Source organism: Salinirubellus litoreus (assembly GCF_037335815.1).
In the GTDB taxonomy this organism is placed as follows: domain Archaea; phylum Halobacteriota; class Halobacteria; order Halobacteriales; family Haloarculaceae; genus Salinirubellus; species Salinirubellus litoreus.
The window spans coordinates 323,504-342,566 of sequence record NZ_CP147842.1 but is presented as its reverse complement, the minus strand read 5'-3'; the positions used below and the strand labels follow the sequence as shown (position 1 = coordinate 342,566).

The 19,063-nt window shown below is 64.1% G+C and carries 17 protein-coding genes and 2 pseudogenes; 9 read left to right on the top strand and 10 right to left on the bottom strand.

Annotated features, from left to right (window positions below; genetic code table 11):
* Positions 1–85: 85 nt before the first annotated feature.
* Positions 86–1,570 (bottom strand): sodium:solute symporter family protein, encoded by a 1,485-nt coding sequence (locus WDJ58_RS24565; protein WP_338918230.1) that lies wholly within the window; start codon positions 1,568–1,570, stop codon positions 86–88.
* 308 nt (positions 1,571–1,878) lie between these two features.
* Positions 1,879–2,286, bottom strand: a complete 408-nt coding sequence (locus tag WDJ58_RS24560; RefSeq protein ID WP_338918398.1) for an ester cyclase — start codon at positions 2,284–2,286, stop codon at positions 1,879–1,881.
* Between the two features lie 197 nt (positions 2,287–2,483).
* Between WDJ58_RS24560 and WDJ58_RS24555 the strand changes: the two genes are divergently transcribed.
* The gene (locus WDJ58_RS24555) at positions 2,484–3,989 is read left to right on the top strand and encodes an aspartate aminotransferase family protein (protein ID WP_338918229.1); all 1,506 of its coding nucleotides are present in this window, start codon (positions 2,484–2,486) and stop codon (positions 3,987–3,989) included.
* 645 nt (positions 3,990–4,634) lie between these two features.
* On the opposite strand, the gene WDJ58_RS26485 is transcribed toward WDJ58_RS24555, so the two are convergent.
* A complete protein-coding gene (locus WDJ58_RS26485) occupies positions 4,635–5,075 on the bottom strand; it encodes a hypothetical protein (protein ID WP_380661886.1) in 441 nt (146 codons plus the stop codon).
* A gap of 147 nt (positions 5,076–5,222) precedes the next feature.
* Between WDJ58_RS26485 and WDJ58_RS26480 the strand changes: the two genes are divergently transcribed.
* From WDJ58_RS26480 to WDJ58_RS24530, 5 genes are all read left to right on the top strand, one after another.
* Positions 5,223–5,492: an Hsp20/alpha crystallin family protein gene (locus tag WDJ58_RS26480; protein ID WP_380661989.1), complete on the top strand. Its 270-nt coding sequence runs from the start codon at positions 5,223–5,225 to the stop codon at positions 5,490–5,492.
* Positions 5,493–6,301: 809 nt separating this feature from the next.
* A complete protein-coding gene (locus WDJ58_RS24545; RefSeq protein ID WP_338918227.1) occupies positions 6,302–6,664 on the top strand; it encodes a DsrE family protein in 363 nt (120 codons plus the stop codon).
* A 206-nt stretch (positions 6,665–6,870) separates the two neighbouring features.
* Complete coding sequence (locus WDJ58_RS24540; protein WP_338918226.1) at positions 6,871–7,239, top strand: winged helix-turn-helix transcriptional regulator; 369 nt, start codon at positions 6,871–6,873, stop codon at positions 7,237–7,239.
* 1 nt (position 7,240) lies between these two features.
* A complete protein-coding gene (locus tag WDJ58_RS24535; protein WP_338918225.1) occupies positions 7,241–7,648 on the top strand; it encodes a helix-turn-helix domain-containing protein in 408 nt (135 codons plus the stop codon).
* Positions 7,645–8,256, top strand: coding sequence for a helix-turn-helix domain-containing protein (locus WDJ58_RS24530; RefSeq protein ID WP_338918224.1), 612 nt, complete (start codon positions 7,645–7,647; stop codon positions 8,254–8,256). Before WDJ58_RS24535 ends, WDJ58_RS24530 begins: the two co-directional genes overlap by 4 nt.
* A 144-nt stretch (positions 8,257–8,400) precedes the next feature.
* Here WDJ58_RS24530 and WDJ58_RS24525 read toward each other — a convergent pair.
* Positions 8,401–9,770, bottom strand: a pseudogene (locus tag WDJ58_RS24525) (FAD-dependent oxidoreductase).
* Between the two features lie 175 nt (positions 9,771–9,945).
* Between WDJ58_RS24525 and WDJ58_RS24520 the strand changes: the two are divergent.
* The 3 genes from WDJ58_RS24520 to WDJ58_RS24510 all read left to right on the top strand — a co-directional run bounded on the left by WDJ58_RS24520 (position 9,946) and on the right by WDJ58_RS24510 (position 12,269).
* Positions 9,946–11,307: a dihydrolipoyl dehydrogenase family protein gene (locus WDJ58_RS24520; RefSeq protein WP_338918223.1), complete on the top strand. Its 1,362-nt coding sequence runs from the start codon at positions 9,946–9,948 to the stop codon at positions 11,305–11,307.
* 78 nt (positions 11,308–11,385) lie between these two features.
* Positions 11,386–11,964: a hypothetical protein gene (locus tag WDJ58_RS24515; RefSeq protein WP_338918222.1), complete on the top strand. Its 579-nt coding sequence runs from the start codon at positions 11,386–11,388 to the stop codon at positions 11,962–11,964.
* Between the two features lie 2 nt (positions 11,965–11,966).
* Positions 11,967–12,269 carry a hypothetical protein gene (locus WDJ58_RS24510; protein WP_338918221.1) on the top strand — a complete coding sequence of 101 codons (303 nt, stop codon included), beginning with the start codon at positions 11,967–11,969 and terminating at the stop codon, positions 12,267–12,269.
* A gap of 28 nt (positions 12,270–12,297) precedes the next feature.
* Here the strand turns inward: WDJ58_RS24510 and WDJ58_RS24505 are convergent, their stop codons facing one another.
* The 6 genes and pseudogenes from WDJ58_RS24505 to WDJ58_RS24480 form a co-directional block, all read right to left on the bottom strand.
* Complete coding sequence (locus WDJ58_RS24505) at positions 12,298–13,803, bottom strand: hypothetical protein (protein WP_338918220.1); 1,506 nt, start codon at positions 13,801–13,803, stop codon at positions 12,298–12,300.
* Positions 13,804–13,953: 150 nt separating this feature from the next.
* On the bottom strand, positions 13,954–14,427 hold the full coding sequence (locus WDJ58_RS24500; RefSeq protein ID WP_338918219.1) for a L,D-transpeptidase: 474 nt from the start codon (positions 14,425–14,427) through the stop codon (positions 13,954–13,956).
* 3 nt (positions 14,428–14,430) lie between these two features.
* Positions 14,431–15,396 (bottom strand): patatin-like phospholipase family protein, encoded by a 966-nt coding sequence (locus tag WDJ58_RS24495; RefSeq protein ID WP_338918218.1) that lies wholly within the window; start codon positions 15,394–15,396, stop codon positions 14,431–14,433.
* Complete coding sequence (locus WDJ58_RS24490; protein WP_338918217.1) at positions 15,389–16,252, bottom strand: SDR family oxidoreductase; 864 nt, start codon at positions 16,250–16,252, stop codon at positions 15,389–15,391. The genes WDJ58_RS24495 and WDJ58_RS24490 overlap by 8 nt, the downstream gene beginning before the upstream one ends.
* 271 nt (positions 16,253–16,523) lie before the next feature.
* A pseudogene (locus tag WDJ58_RS24485) lies at positions 16,524–16,829 on the bottom strand (zinc-binding dehydrogenase); the annotation flags it as partial.
* A 309-nt stretch (positions 16,830–17,138) separates the two neighbouring features.
* Complete coding sequence (locus WDJ58_RS24480; RefSeq protein WP_338918397.1) at positions 17,139–19,007, bottom strand: glycoside hydrolase family 15 protein; 1,869 nt, start codon at positions 19,005–19,007, stop codon at positions 17,139–17,141.
* Between the last annotated feature and the right edge of the window lie 56 nt (positions 19,008–19,063).

Here is a 19,063-nt window from a genome sequence, read left to right as displayed (position 1 = left end):
CTCCGGTCCACGTCGCCATCGCTCGCCGACGAGTCAGGCCCCTCCCAACCGTTCAAGCCCCCGGCCGGAGCCCGGACAGCCGCAGTCACTCCGCCTCGGAAAAGAACGGTTCCGTCGAGCGATCCGACGGAGGAGCCGTAGCCAGCGAGAGCCCGACGAGAACGACGAAGCTCACGAGTATCCCGGGCACGACCGGGTCCCCGATACTCGCCGCGAGTGCGCGCGGAACGATCCCGGTCAACTCCGTGCCGACGTGCCACGCCACGACGGTGAAGAACCCGGTCACCATCGCCCCGATCCCCCCCGCGGTCGTCGCCCGTCGCCAGTGCATCCCCAGCAGGACGGGGACGAACAGCATCGAGCCCTGGAGCGAGAGGTTCAACAGCGTGATGAGGGTGATCAGCCCACCGAACAGTTCCCGGTAGAACGCCAGCACGACCGGCAGCGCTCCGACGAGGAGGACGGCAACGCGGTTGACCCAGAGCTTCCGCCGTTCGGACGCCTCCGGCCGGATCAGTCGTGCATAGACGTCGTGGGCGAGCCCGGCGCTCGAGACGAGCATCACCGAGTCGATGGTGCTCAGGATCGCCGACAGTACCGCCAGGACGAACAGTGTGCCGAGCACTGGACCGAGAAGCTGCTGGGTGAGGACGAACGCCGCGATGTCCGGCGTACCCAGCTCCGGAAAGAGGACCCGTGCACTCAGCCCCAGCGTGGCGACCGACAGGGCGATCACCCCCTGTGCCACTAGCGAGATGCGGATGGCCGTCCGGACGGTATCCTCGTCGCGCATCGCGTAGAAGCGCGAGATCTCGACCGGCGCGGCGGCGATCCCCACCGCCGACGCCACTACGAATCCGGTTATCCGGGGGAGCGGAAACGCCTGTCCGACCAGCGTCGGATCGATGGCCTCCAGTCGGGTAACGAGCGTCCCGATGCCGCCGACCTCGGCCAGCGCGACCGGAACCACGAGCGCCAGACCACCGACCAGTACGACCGCCTGAAGGGCGTCGGTCACGACGCTGGCACGCATCCCGCCGAAGGCGGTGTAGGCGATGGCGATGGCGGCCGTGAGGCCGATCCCGACGGTCTCGGTGACCCCGAGGAGTCGCTGGAAGACGAGGCTGCCAGCGGTGTACTGGGCCGTGAGGAACAGCGTGAATACGGCCACGATGAGGACCGTGCTGATGGCGCGGGCGTAGTCGCCGTCCGCCCCGTCGTCGGCGTACCGGGTGCCGACGAAGTCCGGGACGGTCATGCCACCGAACTGCCTGAGCTGCGGGGCGACGAACGCGAGTGCGACGAGCCAGCCGACCAGGATGCCCACCCAGACCCAGATGAACCCGAGTCCGAACAGGTAGTGGATTCCGACGGCCCCGATGGCGGTGCTGGCGCTGATCTGGGAGGCGAGGAGGGTTCCCGCGCCGACGATGGGCCCGACCTCTCTGCCCGCGACCAGGAAGTCCGCCTCGTCGACGGTCCGCGTGTATCCGTAGTAGGCGATCAGACCCACCAGACACAGATACCCCCCGACCGCGACGACCGTCGCGAGGTCAAGGTCACTCGTCATTGAAGCCTCTCGCGGTGTCTCGTGGAACTCTCACGTATCGGACAGACAGGCGTTCCCTGGGCCTCGTTGTCAGGGCTTTTGTCGATGTTCGCCGGTTTCGTTCGGGACACGACCGCTAGCACGTATAGGACCTACTGTATGCTATCTCTTAATAAAGACATGTCGTGCTAGTACTGTTTCTCGTCGTAGGACCGACCCGCGTTGGCGGTCGTGCCGAACGGTCCCTCCTCTGGTTGCCGAGAGTACACCCGATTCCCGAGGACGTTCCCGGCTCGCGTGCTCGACCGACCGATGGGTACGGAGTCGTATCAACACGTACCGAGCTGTCGGAGGAGCCCGAGCCGGTCGCTCTCGTGCCACTCCTCGATGATCCGGCCGTTCGACAGTTGGTAGATGATCTGTGCGGAGAACGCGCCACTCGTGCCTGTCGGGGCTCGACCGATTAGCTCGTCCTCGTGGGTACCTGTCAGCGCGAGGCGGAGATCGATGCGGTCGTCATCGGCGAGGACATCCCTGATCCTTGCCTGGAAATGGGGAAACGTCCCGTGAAGGTGGCGGTAGTGCTCGATGTACGCGTCCAGGCCTACCTCGTCGACGTCACCGGGCCGGTGCATGACAACGTCCTCGTGACAGTACGTCGTGACGGCGTCGTATTGCTCGTCGTTCAACATGTTTGCGACCCGTGTAACCGGGGGTCCTGTGTCGGGATCTTCGATCTAACTTCGACAAAGTATTCAACAATTATTTGAAAAAATGTCTCTACGACTCGACCGTTGCTGATGCCATAGAAACACGATATGATATGAAACCGCATGACTGCAGGAAGGTTTCAGTAAGGGAACGGTCAGCAGTTCGGTCGGTGGTTACGATATCGAAAGTTACTGTTTTTTCTATAGATACTGCAGTGGCGGTTATGGTAGAGGCAGATGCGCTGTTCCTCGATCCGGACAAGCGGAGCGTCGCTCGCTACGAGCAAGCGATGGAGCGAGCCCAGGCAGCAGTCATCGAAGCCTTGGTTGACAGGAACGACGTATACTCCGGTGCGAGTCCGGCGGAACTGCGTGCCACGTTCGAAGACATCGAGCCGATGCCAGACGAGGGTGAAGGTATCGAGAGCGCACTCGAGACGGTCTGTGAGACAGTGCTCGAGCACGCTGTCCGGTTTCACGATCCGAAGTACCTGGCACATCTGAATTGCGCTCCTGGGATTCCGGGCATCGCGGCCGACGCGATCGTCGCGGCGATGAACCAGAACCACGCCTCGTGGGATTTGGGTCCCTCGGTGGACGTATTAGAGGAGGCGATGATCGACGAACTCAGGTGCCGTTTTGGCTACCCCGATGGTGCTGCCGGAGTGTTCACGAGCGGCGGGACGCAAGCGAACTTCATGGGGATCTTCCTCGCGCGGGGCTGGTACGCCGACGAACACTTCGACGTTGACGTCCAGGCCGAGGGACTCCCTCGAGTGGCCGAGGACTTCCGCATTCTGCGCTCGGCCGCCGGCCACCCGACGATCGACGAGGCGGCCGCGAAGCTCGGGCTCGGCGAACAGGCGGTTGTTGACGTCCCCACCGACGACCAGTATCGACTGGACGTGGAGGCGGCTGAAGCGATTCTCGAAGAGCTCGAAGCCGACGGTCGACACCCGATTGCGCTGGCCGCGACAGCCGGAACGACCGACTTTGGCAGCATCGACCCGCTCTCGGAACTGGCCGACCTCGCGGATGAGTACGACTGCTGGTTCCACGTCGACGCCGCCTACGGGGGCGCGCTGGCGATGAGCGACCGCCATCGCGACTTGCTCGCCGGCATCGAACGGGCTGATTCTCTCACGGTGGACTTTCACAAATTCCTGTTCCAGCCCGTCAGCTGCGGGGCGTTTCTGGTCCGAGACGAACAGATGTACCAGTATCTCGGACACGAGGCGGAGTATCTGAACCCCGAACGCGACAGCGTCCCCCACCGCACCGAGAAGTCCGTCCAGTGGTCGCGTCGGGCTGATGTGCTCAAACCGTTCGTCACGTTCCGGGCCGTGGGGCGCGAAGATGTCGGAGCGATGGTCGACCGCGTAATAGGGCTCGTGGACCGGGTCGCGAGGTGCGTCGGGGACGATCCCGACTTCGACCTGATCAACGAGTCGGAACTCACGACCGTGGTGTTTCGCTACTGCCCGACACAAACGCCAGAGGGAATGCCCGCAAGAGACTGGGCGAACCAGGTTAACGACCGTATCAGAGAAATCGCGCTCGACGAAGGCGAGACGATCGTCGCGCGGACCGAGCACCAGGGGACGACCTATCTCAAGTTCACGATCCTCAATCCGAAGACGACGGTCGAGGACGTCGAGACAGTGCTGGACCTGATCCGTGAGTACGGCGATCGGGCCGAGCGGGAGCTCGCGTCAATAATGGCTGAATAAAGCGTTTCGAGCGAAAGGGACGCCCTTCCACAGCAGTTGCCGTTGACATCCTCCTGCGCCTGAAGACGCAGGAATCCCGAGCGTTGGGAGTTTCAGGCTCGCAACCATGTCTCTGCCACTTTTCGGGAACCCGTTTAACCCAGCCATCGTGGACAGTGGCTGACTGGCGGTACCAAACCGCCGTTACTCTTATCCTCGGCGTCATTCGACTCCCATCTGTTGTTTTTGCCAGCAGGGAGTCAACGTCGCTTCAACGGACTCGGAGTTACCTTTGGGCTTGCTCGACCAACAGGCACGAGGCGAACGTTTCTGCGTTCGTGTGCACCGTGTTGGCGTTTCGGATATTGTCTCATTAGTGGCGGGTAGACCGCCTCCGAAGGTCGTTCGGAATCGCTCCGTTCCGACCTGACCGTGCTCACTGCTACGAAGGAACAAGACTTGAAACTACGGATTGGAAACTCAGAACAGCCATCGAACGTGGTTCGTGTAGTGTATTGTCGGATTCATCCTGACCCTGAAGGGTCAGGTATTCTCCTTGCTCTCTATAACGGGGCTAAGATCGAGGTTAGTCGGTTTCACCGGTGTAACCGTCTTACATTAGTCTCAATTAACACTAATGGACATACGTTGTTTCCACGAGTGTGTTCACGATGGCACCAATACCAACGTGAGCACAGTCACGATGACCAAAGGTGGTTGAGAATGCAAAATCGGGAAACTCAGTCTACTCGAAACTCGAATCAGGTAGCACCGCAAGCTCAACGAGCCGTCCCCCAACAGCAGCCCGTCCAAGGGGGTGTCCAGCGGCAGGGTGTCGTCCAGCAACCCGTTCAGGGAGCCGTTGAAGAAGGTGTCGTCCAGCAGCCCGTCCGGGGTGCTGTTCAAGAGGGTGTCGTCCAGCAACCTGTTCAGGGTGCTGTTCGAGAGGGTGTTCAGCGGCAGGGTGTCGTCCAGCAGCCCGTCCGGGGTGCTGTTCAAGAAGGCGTCGTCCGACAACCCGTTCAGGGAGCCGTACAAGATGGAGTCGTCCGACAACCCGTTCAGGGAGCCGTCCAGGCGGGCGCTCAGCAGGATGTCGTCCAGCAACCTGTCCAGCAGGAATCGCCGACTAGACAGATAGCCCAACAGCCGTCGAAGCAGGCCCAACAGGTCGGGCGTCAGTCCCCAAGCCAGCAGTCCCGAGCAAGGCGTATGCCGGCGACCGACGTAACTGATACGGCCGATAGCATCGTCGTGACAACTGATGTCCCTGGTTGTGACGCCGCAGATCTCGATATCCAGGCTACTGACAACCAACTGACTATCAGAGCAGAGCCCGCTGACCAGGAGGTCGAAGAGGGACGATCGGTCCAGCAAGAACGGGCACCGCCGGCAGAACGAGTGGTTCAATTACCAGGAGCAGTCGAGGCCGACGAAGCAGTAGCCACCTGTGAGAACGGTGTCTGCCGAGTCGAACTCCCGAAGTCAGAGGAAGCCCGTCAGCGGGAGATCGCCTTCCAATAATTCACTACTTTGATATTTTTGGCTGCGTGTCAGAGTTCTTATTAATAGCCTGTTGGTTCACACCTCCTCCCTGATCGGACAGTCGTAGTCTTTTATTGGTGAGTGTCGCCCGGACGCACACCGGTACGGTCGTTACGTCCGTCCGTATGGAGGTCTATTCTTGTCCACGGTCTAGACTGATCATATCGGAGACACTCGTCCGTCGTGGTGATATTAGCGCAGGAACGACCGTTCAAAACCCCGATCCCCGGGAATCTGGTTCCACTGTCTTCGAATACGAATTTTGATGATTCTTCCCTTCAGTCGGTCCTTTTGGCGACCGATTCCTCAGCGATCGAGATCCTTGATCGTTAACTGGAATACGTGAGACGGGTTCTGGAGCGATTCAGACTCGTGGAGAGGGGACCCGCTCTAACAGTACGTAACAGAATTCCAACAGATGTGATCGGGTTCTGGCCGGGAAGACCGAGAAGGCCCGAACATCCGATGTCCCCACGACGGTTCCCCGTGGTGGCATCGCATTGCTTGTCGCTCGGCACGTCGACAATGCAGTCCCGGATGAGATGCTTGTCATTGGATTCAACCACCCGCCGAGTCCGAAGGCGTTCGCTCGACCGACGGTCCTTCTATCGATGATCACACCAAGCCCTCGCCGGGACGTCCCTGGCCGGTCTGGACGGAAGTTTTGGGCCCACTGAGGAAGTCCGGAAAGCCCGTCAGGGGGCATAACCGACTGGCTGTTACGCGAGAGAAACGCCCTCACTCGCGGGTGAGAGCGACATATGTTCGTCCCCTCCCAAGCATCGGTGATGGCGCGATACGCGATCCTGCTCAACGCCGGTCCGTCGGGCGTAGGTCCCCCGGTCAACGCCCTCCAGTACGCCCTCGGGCTCGACAGCCACAGTCACGAGGTTTCGGTGTTCCTTGACGGCCCGGCGACGAAGTGGCCTGCCGAACTGGAGTCTATGGCCGATCACCCGCTTCGGGAGTACTACGACGAGGCTCGCAAACGGTCGCTGATCGCGGGCGCGTGCGGGTTCTGTGCCCACAGGTACGGCGCGGAGGAGACCTGTCTGGAGGCGGGGCTCCGGCTGTACGGCGGGCCGGATGAGCACGGTCCCGACGTGGGCCGACTCGCAACCGACGGCTATCGACTGCTCGCGGTCGGCTGAGCGACGGTTTACCGGTTCCACGGCGGTCCCTGGTCGGAACACAAACACAGGACGACAGGGCTCGGGACCGACGTACGTTGGTAAGCTCCAGGAAATCGAATCGAGTGGAGTATGTGTACCAACGTGTTTCGAGTACCCCCGACCGACGATCACAGGGACGCGTTTCAGGTGGGAGACCGCACAGGAGAGGAGTGGAGTGAACCACTATGAGCAGCACCGAACCACAGATCACACCCGGGCGGAAGGGAACCGTGGCCCACCCTCAGGAGTCGCTGATCTCCATGACGGACCTGTTCGGCCGGAAGTGGTGTCCTGTCGTCCTCTATCGACTGCTTCGCGACGGACCGATGGGGTTCAGCGAGCTGAAACGCGACATCGACGGCATCTCGGGGAAGATGCTCACCGAGAGCCTCGATACCCTTGAGGGCCAGTACCAGGTCGTTGAGCGGTCGGTCGTCAGCGACCGTCCGTTCAGGGTCACGTATGAACCGACCGAACGCGGTGAGTCGCTCGCCCCGCTACTGAGGGAGATGCTCACCTGGGCGACCGAACACATGGACCCGGAGGTAGTCTGAGATGTCCGGTAACACCGCCGAATCGCCGGAGATGGGGTTCCCCGGTCGCGATCCACGGACGCCCGTCTCGGTCACTCCCCAGATCGACGACATCCTCTCGGTAGCATTCGATCTGAACACGCGCGATCTTCAGGTCTACCACGCGTTGCTCGGCCGACCCAACGCGACGACGCAGGAACTCGCGGAGATCATCGGGATCGACCGCTCGAACGTCAATCGCTCGCTCCGTCGACTTGGTGAACTCGATCTCGCCCACCGTCGACGCCGGCTCCTCGAGGGGGGTGGACACTGCTACGTCTACACCGCGACCGAGGTCGAGGAGGCCCGGGAACTCCTCCAAGAGGGGCTCGACGTGTGGACCGAGCGCGCACGTGACGAGCTCCAGGGCGTTCTCGTCCCCGAACCATGAGCTACCAGGCATCGAGTACGGGCGTGTCGGATCCGGATCATGACGCCACCGAGAAGGTGCAGTACGATCCATCAACGAGCCTGTACACCGTTCTCGAGTGTACGGACTGTGACAACACCGCCCTTGCGGTCGGTCACGATGATCCGTCGATGACCTGTCACGGGGAACCGATGGATCCCGTAACCGATCCGGAAATGCGTGTTCGACCACCGGAAGTGAGACGGGTGCTTCTCCAGGTGTTCGGACTCCCGAAGGCCGGCCTGGATATCTGTTTGAGAGTTATCGGCGACGGTCCCCTTCCGGCCAGCGAGATCGCCGAATCACTCGGATACGACCGGAGTACCGTAACCCGGTACCTGAACGACCTCGTAGATCTCGGGCTCCTCCAGCGGTCCGAACTGAATCGCGAAGGTGGCGGCGTTGTCAACGTGTACCACTCGGTTGATCTCGAGCGGACGCGGCGAGAGACACTGATCGGTTTCTGCATCTGGGCCGGGGAGGCTGCCGCGCTCATCGAGGAGGCCAACCTGACGAAACAGGAGTACCTCCAGGAGAACACCGACCGAGAATTGCCGGACGTGTTCTGGGATTCGTTCTCTGATAGGTGACCGTGGAGAGATATCTGCTCGATCGGGCCCGAGAGTCGGACCTGTTTCCACAGCCTCGTGCCTGCCAGGACCGCGTACCCGGGAGAACCTGTCCGGATCGGCCCGCGCTCTCATCTCTCGATCGCGCTACTGGCCCGTGTACGGTCATCGCCGATCGTCAACGACCTTCGCAGCCGTCAGGATCGGGTCCCACGTCGTGTTGAACGGCGGCGCATACGCCAGGTCGTAGTTGGAGAGTTCGCCCACGGAGACTCCTTCGGTTACCGCCCCGACGAGCGCGTGACTCCGGTGGACAGCGCCTTCCCCGTACTCGGACACGAGACTTCCCCCGAGAACGCGCCCGGACGGGCGATCGACGGCGAGCGTCACCCGGACGGTCCCACCCTCGGGATAGTAGCCGGCACGGGACTTGGCTTCGATCGTCTCCGTCACCGGATCGAAGCCGGCCTCGCGAGCCACCTCGTGGTCGAGGATCCCCGTCCGCGCCGCTTCGACGTCGAACGCCTTGACCACCGCCGTTCCCGCAACACCGCCACCCTCGGTCGGATCACCTGCGACCGTCCGGCCGATCGCCCGTCCGTGTCGGTTGGCGGTCAGCGCGAGGGGGACGTAGGCCGGTTCGCCGGTCACGACGTGTTCGGCTTCCGCACAGTCACCCGCGGCGTACACGTCCGGCTGATTGGTCTCCCGGTACGCGTCGGTCGCGATCGCTCCCGTCTCGCCGAGATCGATGCCGGCGTCCTCGGCGAGGTCGGTCCGGGGCCGGACACCCGTCCCGACGAGGACCATCTCCACCGGGACGCGGTCGTCGGCCGTCACGACTGCCTCGACGGCGTCACCACCGGCGAGCTCCTGAACTTCCGTCTCGAGATAGACCGCGACGTTCTGCTCGTTCAGGTGGTCGAGGACGGCCTCGCTGGTGGCCGTACTGAACGGTTTCAGGTGCGGTCGCCGCGCTGGAAGAGGTGGACCTCGAACCCGTTGGCCGCGAGCGCTTCGGCCATCTCGACGCCGATGTACCCGCCGCCGACGATCCCTACGGGCCCGGCACACGATTCGAGGAACTGACAGGCGGGTCCGCGATCGGTTTGCTGGAGGTTCCCGTCGGATCGTGCCCGCCCGACGTACTCCCGGAGGTCCTTCCCGTCCGACATGGATCCGAGCGTGTACACGCCGGTACGACCTAACCCGTCGATCGGCGGCGTGACCGCTTCCGCGCCGGTCGCGACGAGTAGATGGTCGTATTCCTGTCTCACCGTTTCGTCTTCGGTACGTGCCGTGACGGTCCGTTCGCCCGTATCGATGTCGATCACCTCGTGTCCGGTTCGGAGGTCGATATCCCGTTCCTCACGGAACTCCTCGGGAGTGACGGAGACGAGATCCTCGAGCGACTGGATCTCCCCCTTGATGTAATACGGTAGGCCACAGGCACCGTAGGAGACCCACGCGCCCTGCTCGAAGACCACGACGTCCAGATCCGGATCGTCGCGTTTCGCTTTACTGGCTGCTGACATCCCGGCGGCATCACCACCGACGACGACGAACGTTGACACGACGGAACGGCCGTCCGGCTCAGTTATTAATACGGTTCGGGTGTGCAGTCCGCTTCCAAGTCGGACGGACGTCCGTGCAACCGGGACGGACCACCGCGAGGGGTTCTTTATCAGCGGTTCCGTCGCTCCGGCACGTATGGCTGATTTCGACGTGCTCGTCATCGGCGGAGGAACGGGGAACAACGTCGCCGCCGCGGCAGCCGAGGCCGGACTGGAGACGGCGCTGGTCGAACCCGGTCCGCTCGGCGGAACCTGTCTCAACCGCGGATGCAACCCCTCGAAGATGCTCATTCAGGCCGCCAACGCGGTCAACCACGTCCGGGAGGCCGACCGGTTCCACGTCGACGCCACGCTACACGGCGTCGACCACGAAGCCGTGGTCAACGAGATGGGCGACTTGCTGGGGGGTATCTCAGCGGACATGGAGGCCCGATACGAGGAGAAGGAGAACCTGACGCTATTCAGAGAGCGCACCTCGTTCGTCGGCGAGCGGACGGTCGAACTCGACGGCGAGGCCGTTACCGCAGAGAAGGTGGTCGTCGCCGCCGGGAGCCGTCCGCTCGTCCCGCCGATAGAGGGACTCGAGGCGGTCGACTACCTCACGAGCCAGGACGCCCTCTACCTTCGGGAGACACCCGAGAGCCTCGTCATCATGGGCGGGGGGTACATCGCCGTCGAACTCGGACACTTCTTCGAGGCTATGGGGAGCGACGTCACCGTCATCGAGATGAACGATTCGCTGGTCCACCGCGAGGACAACGAGATCGCCGAGACACTCACCGAGATCGCCGCTGCCCGCCACGAAGTCTACACGGGTCACCGCGCGACGGCCGTCGAGGAGACGGGCGACGGGTACGCCGTTCACGCCGAGACCGAGGCCGGCGACGAACTGACCGTCGCGGGGAGCGAGGTGCTCGTCGCGCTCGGACGACGGCCCAACAGCGACACGCTCGATCTCGATGCCGCGGGGATCGAGGTGGACGACCGGGGGTTCATCGAAACCGACGAGTACCTCCGGACCACCGCCGAGAACGTCTGGGCACAGGGCGACATCGCGGGCAACGCGCTGTTCAAACACGCCGGGGACTACGAGACCCGGCACACGGTCGCGAACGTCGTTCGCGATGAACGGCGGGCGCTCGACCTCTCGGCGATGCCCCACGCGATCTTCACCGAGCCACAGATCGCCGGCGTCGGGGCCACCGAGGAGGAACTCGAGGCCGACGGCACCGAGTACGCCGTCGGACGGGCGGACTACGCCGATTCGGCGATGGGCCGGGCGAAGAAGCTCGACCACGGATTCGTGAAGGTGCTCGCCGCCCCGGACGGTGAGATTCTCGGCGCGCACGCTATCGGCTACGAGGCGTCGACGCTCCTCCACGAGGCCGTCTTCGCGATGCGGACCGGCGCGACCGTCGACGACGTCGCCGGCGCGATTCACGCCCACCCGACGCTGAACAAGGTGGTCGAGGCGGCGTTCCGCGACGTGAGGGATTGATCGCCCCCGTTCGGGGGAGGTCGGGATCCCGACTCCCCGGCGAATATCCGAGGACGAGCAGGTTAGCTTGATCGGAGGATGAGACTGGAAGCGACTCGTGATCGGCTCGGTCCACTGCTCGAACTCCGGGCGAACCTTCGTTCCGCCCTCGTTGACCTGTTCTCACAGGAGTTCTCGTACTCCCTGGACCATCTCGCCACGATTCTCAACGGGTGTCTGTTCGCACCGTCACTGCTCACGTTCTGGTTAGTGAACGGGGTGATCGACTTCTCCACCGCCCTCGCCATCGGGACGGTCGCGACACCGGCAGGACTCCAGCTCCGTCTGCTCGCGTACGTGTTACTGGTCCCGACGTTTCTTCTCGTACGGGCCGTCGTCCACCTGCTCCATCCGGTTCACCGAAGACAGGTTCTCGGTGGATCGTGTCCAAACACGCGGCTCCTGAGCCTCGACTGGTTCAGCATGGGCATCCTGGCGACGGGCCTCCCGCTCGCGATACAGAACCTCGGGCCGTGGCTGGGGATGAACGCCGTGTTTCTCCTCGGCGTGTTCTGGTTCCACGTCCGCTCTCCCCCCGGCGAGGAGGGGCGATCAAACTGCTCGCCATCGTGCTCGGGACGGTGCTGTTCCTGTATGCGAACTACGGGGCGGCACTGACCGTGCTACCACCCCCGCGGACGGTTCTCGGCCCCGTCGCGACGTTCAGGATCGGGGACGGGACGACGGAGTGGCTGCTTCGGCTGTTCAACAGCGTGCTCTTCGGTCCCGTGCTCGTGGGCGCGTTCGGTGTTTTCATGAATCGCGTCCTGACGCGCCCGGAGCTCACCGGGCTCCCGCTCGTCCGTCACGCTCTGCCCCGGCGCGACCCCGATCCGGTCGTCGTGACGAGTGCGGCGTTCGGGACTGCGTTCTACCTGGCCGTCGTCGCAGCAGCGACCGGGCGGGTCGTCCTTCTCCCGTAGTAGCGGTCATGGCCGGGACAGGGGCTCGTCACTCCACACTCGCCGTCTCGGTGAGGGTGGTTTCGAGGGTGTCGAGCAGACGATCGAGCTCCTCGTCGGCGTTCGAGGGACGAACGGGCCGTGCATGGTCCGTCGATTCGCGACCGTCGGCTCCGGAGTGGTCGTCAGTAACGGGATCGGCGACGAGCCAGGACGAATCCGCACCGGGCCGATCGTCCCCGGATTCAATCCAGTCACGGAGTCGGTGGATCGCGTCCTCGACGCCGTTCCTCCCACCGGCGTCCACGATCCGCCCGATATCGTCCACGTAGGGGTCCGACGTCCGCTCGGTGAGCAGCGCGAGTTCGAGCAGGTGTTCAGTAGTTCGACTCACCGCCCACTGCACGTCGGCGGTTGCGGCGGCGATGCCGACGGCACGGAACCCCGGGGCCGCGACGCGATCGAGATCGGCGACTCGGCCGTCAGCCGTGGCCTCCTCGCGGACGTTCCGGTACTGGCGTTCGAAGTGAACGTACAGCGACCGGCACTGGTCGGTCCCCAGCCGGGGGTGATGGACGTCCAGGAAGTACGCCCAGTTGTCGAAGAACTCCTCGTGTGGCGTGATTCGCTCGTCGTCGGCGACGAGGAGGTCGTCGTCGCGGCGGTCCACGAGCTGGGAGAGCCTCGCGAGGTCGGTCACGGCACGCCGTGCGACCTCGAGCATCCCCGCTTCGAGACTCGCCGAGAGCAGGTCACCGAGGGTCGCGTGGTATCCCGACTCCAGCCTGTTGTTCGCGAGCGTGACCGCACAGAAGTGGAACACCGCATCGACGGCACCCGTAGCTGCTGTCGGGAGGTCGAGGTCGATAGCCTCTCGCCCGACGGCGAGTTCGGCGTCGACGATCGCGTGAAGGACGTCGTCGGCCCCGCGTTCGACGGCCCTGTCCGCGATCCGGTCCCAGTAGTCGAACAGCTTGTGGACGCTCGACGTAGCCTCGGTCCGACGCTCTCCCGGGAGCTCGGCGTACCCGGAAAGGAGCCGCTCGGTGGCCTCTTCCAGTGCGTCGACGGCGCGCAAGGCGCTGTAGTTGTCGCTCTGTTCGAGGGAGGTCTGTGCCAGCTGGAATATCTCGAGGATGGGATTCCGGGCGACCAGTCCCTCCTCGCGTCGATTGACCGAGAACGCGTGGTACCGGTCGAACGAGACGGACTCGACCAGCGACTCCAGCACCGGCTCCGGGTTCAGGAACACGAGTAACCGATCCTCGATGTCGAGTAGCGAGACGAACGCCCACGATGCGACGCCGATGACGACACCGACGACGCCGACCCTGACCGCCGCCTGATCCATCCAGGCTCCCGGCAGCGCGAACAGCGACAGGTCCAGGAGGATCGAGATCCCGAACCTCGCGACGATCGCGTTGAAGCTACTCTCGCGGTAGAGCTGGGAGAGCTGTGGCGCGAACCGGTTCGTCGACACCTGCATGCTCATCATCGACACGGAGATGACGATGGCCAGGAGCGACGCCTGCGCGATGACGAGGGTCTCGAGCAACGGCTGCGTGGGAAACGTCTGCGGAACGGCACTCGCGGTCCCGACGAGAACGGCGGCGAGTAACGGGGCTGCCCGTCGTCGGATTCGGGTGCGGGTGTCGACCGGGTGCGGGGTCATACGTTTCGTCGGCCTCCGGGCCCCGGGATCCAGCTATTCGACGTCCGAATCACCGACGACGTCACCCGTTTCCAGACGGTCTACGCAGTCCGCGACCGTGTTCGTCCCGTCACCTGTCGAGCAGGGGAAGACCCCGACCAGGCGGTCGTCCTCGTAGACCGCCAGACACTGCATGGGAAGCCGGATCACGTCGGTCTCTCCCTCCGAAACTATCGACGATCGTTCGAACCGGTCGAAGGCCGGCTCGAGGGAGTGACCGTTACGCTCGGCCCATCGCTGGAACTTCCCGACCCGACCGCGAATCGGTGGATCGAGTTCGTCGGTCCCATCCTCCGGTACCGCGAGGAACGTCCCCCAGATCCGTACCGAGACGTCGTCCACGATCCCCTCGGCCTCGAACTCGCGGAGCCGTGCGAGTACTGTCGCTCGAGGGTCATCGGGCAGTGGTGAGGCGTCTCGCATCCACACTTCGACCCGCACGTCCGTCCTCGGCTCGTGGTGGTTCATCCGTTATCGTCTGGTCCGAAACTCCGCCGCGCGTTGCTCGCCCAGCTCAATCAGTTCCCGAATGAACGAGGGACTCCGATCGACTTTCGTCGAGCAGTGATAAGCCCTACCCATCGCGATCCGGTGGATCTCGGTTCTCTTGAAGTCACTCTCGGGGAGGTGGCCGGCGTCGACCCACTCGTTGACGCGCTCGATGACCCGCAGCTCCTGGTTCAGCGAGATGTTGCCCGAGAGCTCGTTCCGGCGGTCGGCGATCTCCTCGAGCGAGGTCGGTTCGCCCTCCCGTTCCTGCGGGTTGATCTGAATCACCCACAGTTCGTCGGGCTTGCGGGCCGCATCGACGGTCATCAGGTCGTCGATCGGCGGGTTCTGGCTGAACAGGCCGTCCCAGTGGAAATGCCCGTGGATCTCGACGGCTTCGAAGAGTGTCGGGACAGCCGCCGACGCGAGGACGGCGTCGACCGTCACGTCCTCGTTGGTGAACGTCTCGAAGACGCCGGCGTTGATATCGACCGTGCCGACGACCAGTTCCGGCACGTCCCGATCACAGAGGTCCGGGAGCACGTCGAAGTCGATGTGGCGTTCGAGCGCCCCTCTGATCCGGTCTTTCCCGAGCTTCGAGCCGGGTCCGAAGTACGGACTAACCTGGGGAACCGGGACGCCGGTGCTCCCGATGCGCGAGAGTCCGACGACCCAGTTGTTGGTCATCCAGTCGGTAACGCTGTCAGCCGCGAGGTCCTCCCAGAGCGCGTCGAGGAGTTCGATCGCCCGCTCCTCGCCGTCGGTGACGAGGCCGTACCAGACCGCGAGCGCGTTGAAGGCGCCGCCGGAGGTTCCGCTGATGCCGACGAGTTCGTACTCGTCGTTCCACTCTCGGAGGAGGGCTTTCAGGACGCCGGCAGTGAACGCCGTGTGGCTGCCGCCGCCCTGACAGGCGATAGCGACCTTCGTCGGTTCGGTCTCACTCATAGGTCGTGGTGTAGCCGCCGTCCCAGAGCAGGTCGCCACCGTTGAGGTGTTTGCCGTGTCTCGAGAAGCCGAAGACGAAGAGGTTCGCTACCTCCGTCGGCGTCATCATCTCTTTCGTGCGGGCCTGCCCGAGCATCACGTCCTCGACGACCTCCCGCTCGGAGATGCCGCGTTCCTCGGCGGTGTCCTCGATCTGGTTGACCATCAGCGGCGTCAGGACGTATCCGACGCTAACGGAGAACCCTCTGAGTGTACCCTCACCCTCGGCAGCGATCGACCTGGTAAGACCCTCGAGGCCGTGTTTGGCGGTGATGTAGGCGGGCTTGTCCTGGGTGGCGTAGTGGCCGTGGACCGAGGACATGTTGCCGATCGCGCCGACCCCGTCGTCGGTCGCCCGGATGTAAGGTATCGCGAGTTTCGCCGTCAGGAACGGCGCCCGAAGCATGATGTCGAGGAGGAGGTCGTACTTCTCCATCGGGAACTCGGATATCGACGCGATGTGTTGCATCCCGGCGACGTTCGCGACATACCGGAGGTCACCCTGGTCGGCCCCGACCTCGATCATCGTCTCCACGTCCCCGTCGTCGGTGAGATCAGTCGGGACCGGGTGGACCGTGCCGGGCGCGTCAGTCTCGTCGGCGAGGTCGACCGTCTCCTCGAGGCCATCCTCGTCGATGTCGGCACCGACGACCGTGAGCCCGTTCGCCGCTAGCGCGACCGCCGTCGCCTGCCCGATCCCCGAGGCGGCCCCCGTGACGACCGCCGTGGTTCCGGGGCCGAAGTGCGGGTCTTCGAGGACGAGCAGGTCGTCGGCCGTCAGGGCCGGTTCGGTGAGATCAAATTCCTCAGTAGACATTTTTACAGTATAGTTCACCCGGACAGAGGCTAAAGCGGTGTGCCGGGTGTGCAATGCAGGCGCATCCTCACCGACAGCGCTATCGGCGGGGCCATCGGCGCGCTGGTAGCCTGATCCCGCGACCGTCTCTCCTCTGCCCGTTGGCCGGCGACCGCGGCGTGAACGCGGCGACCGCCTCGAACGTACGAGCGAGGACCGAGACTGGCCTGCGAACGATGGGGGCGAGCGGTGGCCGAGCCGGGACAGTGCCACCGGCGACCGACCGCGACCTCTACGGAGGGGTGATGACAGCCCGACCCTCGATCTCGCCGTGTTCGAGCCGCTCGGCAACCGTGTTGATCTCGTCGAGGTCGTAGCGGGAGGTGTGGAGGCCGACGTCGCCCTGGTCGACCAGCGCGACGAGTTCCTGGAGTTCGGCGTACCGTCCCACCAGCGTCCCCTTGAACGAGAACTCGCCGTTGACGAGCGCCTGTGCGGGCTCGTGGACGTGGCCGCCGTAGCCGACGACGTGGTGGTCGCCCCCCTGGGCGACGACGTCGGGGGCGTAGGCGGTGGTCTCGTCGGCCCCCGTTCGATCAACCGTTCGAGCGGCGCGAACGACCCGCTGGGGCGGCTGGTTCCGAGATCGGCTACCGTATTGTGGCTCCGTGACATCGGTCGAATCGGTTCGATGCCAAAGTCGATCGCCGGGAGGGGGTTGGTTTATACGAACTGGGCCCCGGCGTACACCGAGTACAGAGGGTCCGCCCGCCCGTGATCCACAGTGGGCGGCCACATGGCGTCGTCAGTCTACGCGAGCCGAGAAATGATATCCGGTAGTGACGGTCCCGTTCGCCGGAGTCCGCCCAGACCAGAATCGGACTGGCGACGTAGAACGTCCTCGCTCTCAGTACCCGTCGATCCCTACCGGATCCCCGAGGCGGATACCCATCGGCGGCGGACCGGGGAGCTCCTCCCCCCGAGCCGCGCCGACGTAGAGCGCGCTGTTGACGAGGCCGATGTGGCTGAACGCCTGCGGGTAGTTGCCGAGGTACGTTCCATCCGCGGCGTTTAGTTCCTCGGAGATGAGTCCGAGCGAGTTGACGTAATCGACCAGCGTTTCCAGGCGGTCACTGGCCTCGTCGACGCGGCCCGAGAGGGTGAGTGCGTCGACGAGCCAGCACGCGCAGAGAACGAACGCTCCCTCGTCCCCGGGTAAGCCATCGTCGCCGTCGTAGCGTCTGACGAGCACTTCGTTCTCCAGTAGTCGCTCCTCCACGGCGTCGATCGTCCCTTGCACTCGCTCGTCGTCGAAGGGGAGGAACCCGACGACTGGGAGGAGCAGTCCCGTTGCATCCAGCGTCTCCGCGTCCTGGTACGTCTGGACAAACGCGCCGAGGTCGTCGTCGTAGCCCTCTTCCAGTACCGACTCTCGAATCGTTCCGCGAACCTCGCGCCACTCGTCGACCGGCGCGTCGAAGTCGTACTCGTTCGCGATGGCGATCCCGCGGTCGAGCGCGACCCAGCAGAGGATCTTCGAGTAGACGAACTGTTTCGGACCGTCGCGGACTTCCCAGATGCCGGAGTCCGGTTCGTCCCAGACCTCGGTTACGTACTCGACGATGTCGCGGACGATCGTCCAGTCCTCGTTGGAGAGGCGGCGATCGTGGTTGTGGAGTTCGTCAACCGCGAGCAGGAGCTCGCCGTAGATGTCGAGCTGGCGCTGGTCGGCGGCGCCGTTCCCGACCCGAACCGGTCGCGAGTTCCGATATCCCTCCAGGTGGCCGAGTTCACGTTCGGTAAGATCTACTTCGCCGTGGAGGCCGTACAGTGGCTGGATCGCTTCGGGGTCGTTCGCCTCACAGAGGTCGAGGAACCACGAGACGTAGTCCGCGGCGGCCTCCACGTGGTTTAGGTTCGAGAGAGCCTGGACGGTGAAACCCGCGTCCCGTAGCCAGTTGTAGCGGTAGTCCCAGTTTCTGACCCCGCCGACGTCCTCGGGAAGCGAAGTAGTCGGCGCGGCGGCGATGGCCCCCGATTCGGCGTGCGTGAGGAGCTTGAGGACCAGTCCCGAGCGAACGACCAGATCGTGCCACGGCCCACCGAAGACGCACTGCTCGCCGGACGGACAGTCGTGCCCCCAGTTCCGCCAGTACTCGACCGTGTCCGAGAGAGCCGCTTCGGGCTCCGCGGCGGCGTCTTCCGCGCCGGTACACCGAAGGAGCACCCACTCTGTCTCCCCGGGCTCGAGCGTCGACGTCCCTATCGCTCGCCCCGCCTCGCGGTCGAGACCGACGCCGAAATCGGTTTCGAGCGTGGTCTGTTCGTCCCGGCCCTCCGCTCGTAGGCCGGCCGACGTCCACTCGAACGTCGCATCCTCGCGCGCATAGTTGAACTGCGGGTCGAACGCGAGTTCGGCGTCTATAGCGCCCCCGGAACAGGTGAGCTTCCGGTAGAGCACTTTCTTCGGGTGGTCGACGCCCCCGGCGGGCGGCATGAAGTCGGTTACGGTGAGCGCACCGCCGTCGGTTTCGAACCGCGTCTGTAGAACGTTCGTTCCGTCGAGATAGCGTTGCGTACCCTCCTCTCCGTCGGCGGGACTGACGCGGAAATGGCCGCCCCGATCCGCGTCGAGGATCGCGGCGAAGATACTCGGGGACTCGACGTGCGGGAAGGGGAACCAGTCGACCGAGCCGTCGGGGCCGATCAGCGCGGCAGTCTCCAGGTTCCCCACGAAGCCGTACTCCTCGATCGGATCGTATCTGCCGTCGTTCACCGGATCCACCTCAGGTAAAGGGCGTCCGGTATCGACCGGCCGAGTGACTGCCGAAT

What these genes read in the sequence shown, in the direction of transcription:
- WDJ58_RS24565 (WP_338918230.1), bottom strand. Translation starts at nt 1,570, where the DNA reads ATGACGAGTGACCTTGACCTCGCGACGGTCGTCGCGGTCGGGGGGTAT.
- WDJ58_RS24520 (WP_338918223.1), top strand. Translation starts at nt 9,946, where the DNA reads ATGGCTGATTTCGACGTGCTCGTCATCGGCGGAGGAACGGGGAACAAC.
- WDJ58_RS24490 (WP_338918217.1), bottom strand. Translation starts at nt 16,252, where the DNA reads ATGTCTACTGAGGAATTTGATCTCACCGAACCGGCCCTGACGGCCGAC.
- WDJ58_RS24530 (WP_338918224.1), top strand. Translation starts at nt 7,645, where the DNA reads ATGAGCTACCAGGCATCGAGTACGGGCGTGTCGGATCCGGATCATGAC.
- WDJ58_RS24555 (WP_338918229.1), top strand. Translation starts at nt 2,484, where the DNA reads ATGGTAGAGGCAGATGCGCTGTTCCTCGATCCGGACAAGCGGAGCGTC.
- WDJ58_RS24515 (WP_338918222.1), top strand. Translation starts at nt 11,386, where the DNA reads ATGAGACTGGAAGCGACTCGTGATCGGCTCGGTCCACTGCTCGAACTC.
- WDJ58_RS24500 (WP_338918219.1), bottom strand. Translation starts at nt 14,427, where the DNA reads ATGAACCACCACGAGCCGAGGACGGACGTGCGGGTCGAAGTGTGGATG.
- WDJ58_RS24535 (WP_338918225.1), top strand. Translation starts at nt 7,241, where the DNA reads ATGTCCGGTAACACCGCCGAATCGCCGGAGATGGGGTTCCCCGGTCGC.
- WDJ58_RS24540 (WP_338918226.1), top strand. Translation starts at nt 6,871, where the DNA reads ATGAGCAGCACCGAACCACAGATCACACCCGGGCGGAAGGGAACCGTG.
- WDJ58_RS24495 (WP_338918218.1), bottom strand. Translation starts at nt 15,396, where the DNA reads ATGAGTGAGACCGAACCGACGAAGGTCGCTATCGCCTGTCAGGGCGGC.
- WDJ58_RS24545 (WP_338918227.1), top strand. Translation starts at nt 6,302, where the DNA reads ATGGCGCGATACGCGATCCTGCTCAACGCCGGTCCGTCGGGCGTAGGT.